The 8,310-nt window shown below is 67.5% G+C and carries 10 protein-coding genes; 9 read left to right on the top strand and 1 reads right to left on the bottom strand.

Annotation, left to right across the window (positions count from 1 at the left end):
- Position 1: 1 nt before the first annotated feature.
- Positions 2–1,324: an aminotransferase class I/II-fold pyridoxal phosphate-dependent enzyme gene (locus VKI00_RS04370; protein ID WP_324435709.1), complete on the bottom strand. Its 1,323-nt coding sequence runs from the start codon at positions 1,322–1,324 to the stop codon at positions 2–4.
- A gap of 39 nt (positions 1,325–1,363) precedes the next feature.
- Between VKI00_RS04370 and VKI00_RS04365 the strand changes: the two genes are divergently transcribed.
- The 9 genes from VKI00_RS04365 to VKI00_RS04325 all read left to right on the top strand — a co-directional run.
- Entirely contained in the window at positions 1,364–2,059 is a 696-nt protein-coding gene (locus VKI00_RS04365) for a pyridoxamine 5'-phosphate oxidase family protein (RefSeq protein ID WP_324435707.1), read from the top strand.
- A 158-nt stretch (positions 2,060–2,217) separates the two neighbouring features.
- Complete coding sequence (locus VKI00_RS04360) at positions 2,218–2,679, top strand: SRPBCC family protein (protein ID WP_324435705.1); 462 nt, start codon at positions 2,218–2,220, stop codon at positions 2,677–2,679.
- A 116-nt stretch (positions 2,680–2,795) separates the two neighbouring features.
- On the top strand, positions 2,796–3,728 hold the full coding sequence (locus VKI00_RS04355; RefSeq protein WP_414687113.1) for a DUF4129 domain-containing protein: 933 nt from the start codon (positions 2,796–2,798) through the stop codon (positions 3,726–3,728).
- On the top strand, positions 3,725–4,207 hold the full coding sequence (locus VKI00_RS04350; RefSeq protein ID WP_324435701.1) for a hypothetical protein: 483 nt from the start codon (positions 3,725–3,727) through the stop codon (positions 4,205–4,207). Before VKI00_RS04355 ends, VKI00_RS04350 begins: the two co-directional genes overlap by 4 nt.
- A 30-nt stretch (positions 4,208–4,237) precedes the next feature.
- Positions 4,238–5,206, top strand: coding sequence for a MoxR family ATPase (locus VKI00_RS04345; RefSeq protein WP_324435699.1), 969 nt, complete (start codon positions 4,238–4,240; stop codon positions 5,204–5,206).
- Between the two features lie 13 nt (positions 5,207–5,219).
- On the top strand, positions 5,220–6,473 hold the full coding sequence (locus VKI00_RS04340; RefSeq protein WP_324435711.1) for a DUF58 domain-containing protein: 1,254 nt from the start codon (positions 5,220–5,222) through the stop codon (positions 6,471–6,473).
- Positions 6,473–6,925: a hypothetical protein gene (locus VKI00_RS04335; protein WP_324435697.1), complete on the top strand. Its 453-nt coding sequence runs from the start codon at positions 6,473–6,475 to the stop codon at positions 6,923–6,925. The genes VKI00_RS04340 and VKI00_RS04335 overlap by 1 nt, the downstream gene beginning before the upstream one ends.
- A gap of 132 nt (positions 6,926–7,057) precedes the next feature.
- Positions 7,058–7,357 (top strand): three-helix bundle dimerization domain-containing protein, encoded by a 300-nt coding sequence (locus tag VKI00_RS04330; RefSeq protein WP_324435695.1) that lies wholly within the window; start codon positions 7,058–7,060, stop codon positions 7,355–7,357.
- 243 nt (positions 7,358–7,600) lie between these two features.
- Positions 7,601–8,310, top strand: a 710-nt coding sequence (locus VKI00_RS04325) for an FAD-dependent oxidoreductase (RefSeq protein WP_414687112.1), incomplete at its 3' end; no start/stop codon positions are given.

Genomic DNA, 8,310 nt, shown 5'->3' with positions numbered 1-8,310 from the left:
CTCACACGCTGGCGCGTCCGATCGCGTGCAGAGCCTCGGCGACGGCGTCGGCGAGCGAGTCGATTTCGGTGGCGTCGACGCCGGAGATCGTGATCCGCATTCCCGGCGGCGTGCCGATCCGGAACCGGGTTCCCGGTGCCGCCGCCCAGCCCGCGCTGAGCAGCCTGGTGATCGCCACGGTTTCGTCGGGCACCGGAATCCAGACGTTGAGACCGGATCGGCCGTGCGACGGCACACCGCGGTCGGCCAGCGCCGCGTGCAGCAGGCCGCGGTTGCGGGTATAGACGGCTTCCGCCTTGTGCACCAAGCGTTTTGCTGTCTCGTCGCCCCACAAACTGACGGCGAGATCCTGCAGCAGATAGCTGACCCAACCCGGTCCCAGACGCAGCCGGCCGTGCACCCGCTCAACCGTGCGGCGGTCGCCGGCGAGCAGTGCCAGCCGCAGATCGGGGCCGTATGCCTTGGATGCCGACCGCACGAACGCCCAGTGCCGCGTCGTCCCGGCCAAGGTGTGCGGCGGTAACCCCGCGATACCCGCACAGTGGTCGTCTTCGATCAGGAGCACGTCGGCATGGTCGGCCAGCAGCTCGCGCAGCTCGGCCGCTCGCGCAGCCGAGACCGCGGCGCCGGTCGGGTTCTGGGCGCGGGTGGTCACCACGACGGCCCGCACGCCCCGTCGCAGCGCTCGCGTCACGTCGGCGACCAGCGGCCCGTCGTCGTCAACTCGCACCGGCTCAACCGGAAAGCCCAGCGCGGCAAGCAGATCCAGAAGATTGGCCCACCCCGGATCCTCGACCGCGACCCGGTCGCCGGGCCGCAGATGAGCAGTGAGGACACGTTCGATGCCATCCAGAGCCCCGGAGGTCACGGCAAGGTGCGCGGCCGAAACGCCGTCAGCGGTCAGCGACGTCCGGGCGTGCTCGGCGAGCTCCGGCGAGACTGCCGGTTCCCCGTACAGCAGCGGGGGTCGCCGCGCCGAGCTCGCGCGGACGGCGGCGATTGGCAGCAGCGCCGGATCCGGATTCCCTGTGGACAGGTCTCGCACCCCCGGTGGGACGACGAGCCCGCGCAGCGACCGTGGCGTGGTCGCCGGCCGGTCCCGCACCCGGGTGCCGCGTCGGCCCGCGGTCTCGACGGCACCGCGTTCGCGCAGCAGGCGATAGGCGGCGCCAACGGTGTTGGCATTGACGCTCAGCTGCCCGGCCAATTCCCTGATCGGTGGCAAGTCGGCACCGGGCGCCAGGGCGCCCTCAGAGATGGCCTCCTCGATGTTGGCGGCAATCGCCTCGGCGCCCGCGCCCTGAATGGTGTATTGTCCTGGCACATTGACAAGTATGTACTAGTACAAACTCGGAGGCAACTGATGGCGTCGGCCACGAGCTCACCTCAGGCCACGGGACAGGCGTACCCGCCCACACCGCGTACCGTGCCGACCCGATATCGGGAGCGCGCCCGCTACGACCGGGCGACGGTGCACGGCATTCTCGACGAGGCCCTGATCTGTCACGTCGGCTACCTCAACGGCGATCGACCTGTGGTGTTACCCACGACCCACACGCGGCTGGGCGAAACCTTGTATCTGCACGGGTCCACCGGAAGCGGCCCGATGCTCACGGCCGCGGGGCCTGCCGAAGGTCTGCCGGTCTGCGTCACCGCCACCCTGGTGGACGGCTTGGTGCTGGCCCGCGCGGCGTTGCACCACTCACTGAAATACCGGTCGGTGGTCGTGGTGGGCAGTGCGCGCCTGGTGCACGACAGCGATGAGAAGCTACGCGCGCTCGCGGCGTTGCTCGATCACGTCGCGTCCGGCCGGTCCACCGACAGCAGGCCTCCGAACACCCGCGAACTCGCGGCGACCGCCGTGCTTGCGCTCGATCTCGTCGAGGTCTCCGCCAAGGTGCGCGATGGGGGACCGGTCGACGAGGAGGACGACATGACGTTGCCGCACTGGGCCGGGGTCGTGCCGCTGACGCTGACGGCGGGCACACCGGTGCCCGCCGACGACCTGGACCCCGCCGTGCCGCTGCCGTCGTACCTCACGCCGTATCGCCGGCTTTGAGACGTTGAACCCGGCCCGGGTGTGATTCGTGGTTAGGACATCGCCGCCACTCCGCAGCGCCCGCGGAGTGGTTGGCGTTGACCGATACGGCGAGGCAGTGGTTGGGGAGGTGGCTGGGCCTCCCCAACCACGGCTGCAACGCATGCTTCGATAAACGCATGGCCGACGACACCGACGTCCCTCGAGTAGTCAGCGCAAGCCGCGACATCGCCGCGAGTACCGATCGTATTTTCGAGCTCATCGCGGATCCCGCGCAACAGCCGCGCTGGGATGGCAACGACAACCTCGCCGAAGCCGAACCCGGACAACGCGTTCGCAGCCTCGGCGACGTCTTCACCATGACCCTGACCATGGGCAGCATCCGGGAGAATCACATCGTCGAGTTCGAAGAAGGCCGTCGCATCGCCTGGCGTCCTTCGGAGTCGGGTCGGCGACCGCCAGGGCATCTGTGGCGCTGGGAGCTCGAACCCTTAACCGAGACCCGCACCCTGGTCACCCACACCTACGACTGGTCGCGGTTGACGGACAAGAATCGCCTGCCCCGGGCACGTCAGACGACGGCAGACAGGCTTCGGGCCTCCCTCGATCGGCTCGCCGAGATCGCCGAACGCAACGGATAGCCGGCCGGGGGATCGGGGAACTGCACCGATTGCTGGCAGCGCAGGTGGGCGACGTGCCAGGATGAGCAAACGGAATGCCGCAACAGCGGCACGCAATCCGGTCGAGTGGTGTGCCAATGTTTGACAAGGCGACAGGCCGCGTGGTCGCCGTGATCGTGCTGCTCATCATTATCGCTGCGGCGTTGCGCGGCTATCTTCCGGGCGTTGACCGCGCGGCGCGGAAAACACCACCGGACAGCGGGGCGTCGCTGGTCTACGTGATCGCCATGCTCGGCGTGTCACTGGTGATTTTCGCCGTGGCGATCATCGTGCGGCTTCGCGACCCGCGCAGGGCGGCACCCAGCGCCGGTGGCCTGCCGGACAGGTTTTCCGACGGCCGGGGCCGACCGACTTGGCGGGTGTTGCTGATCGGGGCCGGCGTGCTCGCCGCGTGGCTGTTGGCGGTGTGGCTGCTTTCGCAGTTCGTCGTGCTGCACACCGCCGTTCAGGCCCCGACGGCTCCGGCATCAACCGCTCCGACGCCCGCCAACAACGTCTCTCGGCCACCGCAGCCGCCGGACGTGGGCGGAAGTCGGGCGATGCTGCGCTACCTGATCGCTACCACGGTGGCAGTGTTGGTGCTGGCCGTCGTGGGTGTCGTCGCCGCGCGGCGACGGAGCGTCGAGGAGGCGCCGATCGTCGCTGCCGAACCGCTGCGGCCCGCCCCTGCGCCGGGCACCTCCGAGTCGCTGGTACGTGCGGCCGAAGTCGGGTTGGCCGAAATCGGCGACCGCAGCCGCGAGCCGCGGGAGGCGATCATCGCGTGCTACGCCGCGATGGAGCGCGAACTGGCGTACGTTCCGGGAGCCGTCCCGCAGGACTTCGATACCCCCACCGAGGTGCTGGCCCGAGCCGTCGAAAACCACGCGCTACGCGTCGATAGCGCCGGCGAGCTGGTGAACTTGTTCGAAGAGGCCCGGTTCAGTCCGCACGTGATGAGCGAGGCGCACCGCGAAAGCGCGCTAAGCGTGCTGCGACTGGTTCTCGCTGAATTGCGGAGCCCCGTATGAAAAGGCTTGTTGCCCTGGGTGTTTCCGTCATCTTGAGCGCGGAGCTCGCCGCGCTTGCGCTGCACGATCGGCGATTGGTGCTCTGGGCGGCCGGTGTCGCGGTGTTGTTCGCATTGGTCAATGTCCGCCAGGTCCTGGGCCGCGGCGTCGAATCGTCACCCGCGGAGGCCTCGAATGCCCTCGAGGAGTCGCTGCGTAGTTGGTTGTCGCGGACCGAGACGCTCATCCACCGGTCGGAATCCACCCGACTCGATTGGGACCGACACCTGCGGCCAATGCTGGCCCGGCGCTTCGCAATCACGACCGGTCAAAATCAGGCCAAAAGCCCAACCGAGTTTGACGCCACCGGACGAATGCTTTTCGGCCCGCAATTGTGGGCGTGGGTGGATCCCAACAACGTCGCGCAAACCGGTGCGCGCGAACCCGGGCCGGGCCGTGCGACGCTGGCGGAGATCCTGGAGCGGTTGGAACAGGTATGACGGAGGGTACGACTCGGATATGGCTCGAAAATGACTAAGCCGGCACCTATAACCACCGCGCGCGCGGTGGCGGTGCTCGACGAGATCGAGCGCGTCGTGGTGGGCAAGCGGTCCGCGCTCACCCTCATCCTCACCACGGTGCTCGCCCGCGGGCATGTTCTCATCGAGGACCTGCCCGGCCTCGGCAAAACGCTGATCGCCCGGTCGTTTGCCGCGGCGCTCGGGCTGGACTTCACCCGCGTACAGTTCACCCCCGACCTGCTGCCGGCGGACCTGCTCGGCTCGACGGTTTACGACATGCAGTCGGGCCGCTTCGAGTTTCGTCCGGGGCCGATCTTCACCAACCTGCTGCTTGCCGACGAGGTCAACCGGACACCGCCCAAGACCCAGGCGGCTTTGCTGGAGGCGATGGCCGAGCGCCAGGTCAGCATCGACGGCGCGACACACCAACTGCCCCAACCGTTCATCGTTCTGGCTACCGACAACCCGATCGAATACGAAGGCACTTACCCGTTGCCCGAGGCACAGCTGGACCGGTTCGCGGTTCGGCTCGAATTGCGCTACCTCTCCGAGCGCGACGAGGCCTCGATGTTGCGCCGCCGATTGGATCGCGGGTCGGCCGAGCCGAGGGTCAATCAGGTTGTCGATGCACACGATCTGCTGGCGATGCGCGAGTCGGTCGAGCAGGTGAGTGTGCACGAGGACGTCCTGCATTACGTTGTCTCGCTGGCCGCCGCCAGCCGCCATCACCCCCAGGTGGCGGTGGGCGCCAGCCCGCGTGCGGAACTCGATCTGGTCCAACTCGCCCGCGCCCGCGCCTTGCTGCTTGGCCGCGACTACGTGATACCCGAAGACATCAAGGCGCTCGCGACCCCTGCGGTGGCGCACCGGATCACCTTGCGGCCGGAGATGTGGGTACGAAAGATTCAAGGATCCGACGTCGTCGAAGACCTGCTGCGGCGGTTGCCGGTGCCGCGAACGGGCGGTGGTCCGCAGTAAGCGGCGCGACGATGTGATCGAGATCCGGGAAGTCCAGTTGCACTGGCGCGCATCAACATTGACGCGTGCGATCGCGACGTGTGCCGCGCTGGCGCTGGCCCTCGCCTTGATCGGATCGCGCTGGCAGTTGATCGCCTTCGCGGCCCCGCTGCTCGGTGTGTTGTGTTCCATCAGCTGGCAGCGCCCGATGCCGAAGGTCACCGTGCACGCAGAACCGGCCTCGCAGCGATGCTTCGAAACTGAGCAGGCGCAACTGACCGTCTGGGCTTCCACTGAAAACCACGGTGTTGCAGTAGAACTCACGGTGTCAGCAGCCGCCGGGATGCGAGTGGACGTGCTGGACCGGGCATCTGGCCAGCGACAGACGGTGGCTACCACGGCCGAACGCTGGGGCCGCTATCCCATCCGGGCCACGATCGATGTCGTCGCGCACGGTGGGCTGTTGACCGGAGCGGGGACCGTCGACGCCGCCGATGTGACGGTGTTTCCGATGACTCCGCCGCAAGCGACGGCGCTGCCGCAGACCGAGCTGCTCGATCGGCTGGGCACCCACCTGACCAGGCACATCGGCCGCGGCGTCGAGTACGCCGACATTCGCACCTATGTGCCCGGTGACCAGCTTCGCACTGTCAACTGGCCGGTGAGCGCCCGCCGCGGCCGCCTGCATGTGACACAGCGGTTGACCGACCGGTCCGCCGACGTGGTGGTGCTCATCGACGGCTATCCGCAGCCGGCCGGGCCGGCAACGGAATCCACCGAGCGGACCGTGCGCGGCGCCGCGCAGGTGGTGCAGACCGCGCTGCGCAACGGCGATCGGGCGGGCATCGTCGCGCTCGGCGGTAACCGGCCGCGCTGGCTGGGCGCCGACATCGGGCAGCGCCAGTTCTATCGGGTGCTCGACACCGTGCTTGCCGCCGGTGATGAATTCGAAACCACCACTGGAACATTGGCGCCCCGTGCGGCTATCCCGCCGGGTGCGATCGTCGTGGCGTTCTCCACGCTGCTCGACACCGAGTTCGCGCTGTCGCTGATCGACCTGCGCAGACGCGGACACGTCGTGGTGGCGGTCGATGTGCTGCAGGGCTCGCCGTTCGCAGCTCAGCAGGAGCCGCTGGTGGACCGGATGTGGGCGTTGCAGCGGTCCGCGATGTATCGCGACATGGGCACCGTCGGGGTCGACGTGGTGGCCTGGCAGCCGGACCGCACCCTGGACCAATCGATGCGTGCGGTGCCCGATCGCCGCCGGCCGCTAACCGGACGGCGTTGATGAGGCCCGGCACGAGGCTGGCCGCGCTCATCCTGTCGACGGCCTGCGGCTTCTTGATGGTGGGAGCCGTCGCGATCGGGTCGCACGGCCCGTCCCTCATCGCCGCGACGTCGGCGCTGGTCGCGGTGCTGGCCGGAATCCTGTTTCGCCAGGTCGCGACGCTTGCGGTGCTGCTCACCGTCGTGGCGATCGCGCTGTCCGATCCCGCGGCGACGCTCGCCGCGGTGTCGGGACTGTCCGCGGCGGTCTACTTGGTGCTCCGGCACGCAGCCGGTAGCGGGGCCGGGCTGGACGGTGTCAGCGGGGCAACGCTGGTCGGGGCCGTGGGATTCACGTTCGCCGGTCTGGTTGCCGCGGCGTTTCCGCTGCAGCTGCCGTGGTTACCGTTGCTGGCTCCGCTGGCCGCATTCGCCGTGTATTTGCTGGCTACTCGGCCGTTTCTGCGGAGCTGATGGGACGCGGGCAACAGAATCGGGCCATAAACCACCCTGGTCCGATGCTCGGGCCTGCGCGGACTATACTCGCAACTCCTTCGCAGCAAAAGTGTTTTTCTCCAACGATTTACACAACAAATCGTTTACGGGATGCGTCTTGACCACTATCGGGACGGCGGCAAGAATATCGGCATGCTTCAAGAGGAGGTGGCTCTTATCGGCGACGTTGAGCTGCGCCTCGCTAAGAAATACACGGCTCTTCCCCACGATCAGGTCAGCGCGGTTGTGCAGTACGCATACGCGCGGTTGCGAACCAGCCGGGTGCGCGATTTCATTCCTTTGCTGGTCGAGCGGCGCGCCAACGAGGAACTCGAGGAATTAAGCGTCTTGCGGCCGGATCTGGCGGCCGTCGCATTCGGCGATCTCGTCCTAGCTGGCTCCAAGACCTAGCGTTTATTCAGTTTCCTTGCGACCGGCCATGATTGGCGCTGGCTGGTCGGTGCGGTGTTGGCATGTTCAAACCCACGGCGGCCGCCCCCGCGGTTTCGGCCTAATTTTCGAACTATTTCTGTACGGTAAGCCCGCATAACGGCTATCAGCGAGGGGCGGCTAGCCATCCTGCGCGGCGCGGGGCAGAGTGCGGCCGGGCGGCATCCATGGTGGGGGACACCTCGTCAGCGAAGGGAGCGTCGGTTGAGCAAGCTTGGGGAGCGCGCGGTTGTCTGTGGCGCGGGGATGGGTGGATTGCTCGCCGCTCGAGTGCTCGCCGACTTCTACGACACGGTGACGGTGGTCGAACGGGACAAGTTGCCGGACGACGCGGATCACCGGCGTGGGGTTCCGCAGGGGCAGCACTTCCACGCTCTGTGGAGTCGCGGCGCGCAGGAGCTGGAAGAGTTATTTCCAGGCATACATTGCGAACTCGTCGCCGCCGGTGCGACAGTGTGCGACGACGGCGACCTCTCCCAGGTGTCCATCCGGGTGTCCGGCCACGAACTCAACAGATGCGGCAAATTCAAAGACCCGGGATCGGTCGTCATTCATCTGCTCAGTCGTCCATTGCTGGAATCCCAGGTCAGGCGGCGAGTCAACGCCATCGAAAACGTCGAAATCCTCGATGGTCACGACTTCGTCGAACCGATCACGGCGAATCCGCACCGAGTCACGGGTGCGCACATTGTCAACCGCGACAGCGGCGCTGAGCGGATGTTGGACGCCGATCTGGTGGTCGACGCGATGGGCCGCAGCGCGCGGACCCCCGCCTTTCTGGACAGCTTGGGCTACGGCCGACCGGCCGCCGAGCGCTCGACAGCCAGCGCGAACTACGCCAGCCTGCGAATGCGTATCCCGGCCGGGATCCTGCGCGAGAAGATGACCTTTGTCGTCCCGGAGCCGAAACGACC

Source organism: Mycobacterium sp. (genome assembly GCF_035314665.1).
Classification (GTDB): Bacteria; Actinomycetota; Actinomycetes; order Mycobacteriales; family Mycobacteriaceae; genus Mycobacterium.
Note: the sequence above shows the minus strand (reverse complement) of the source record. Positions and strands in the feature narration are given on the sequence as shown.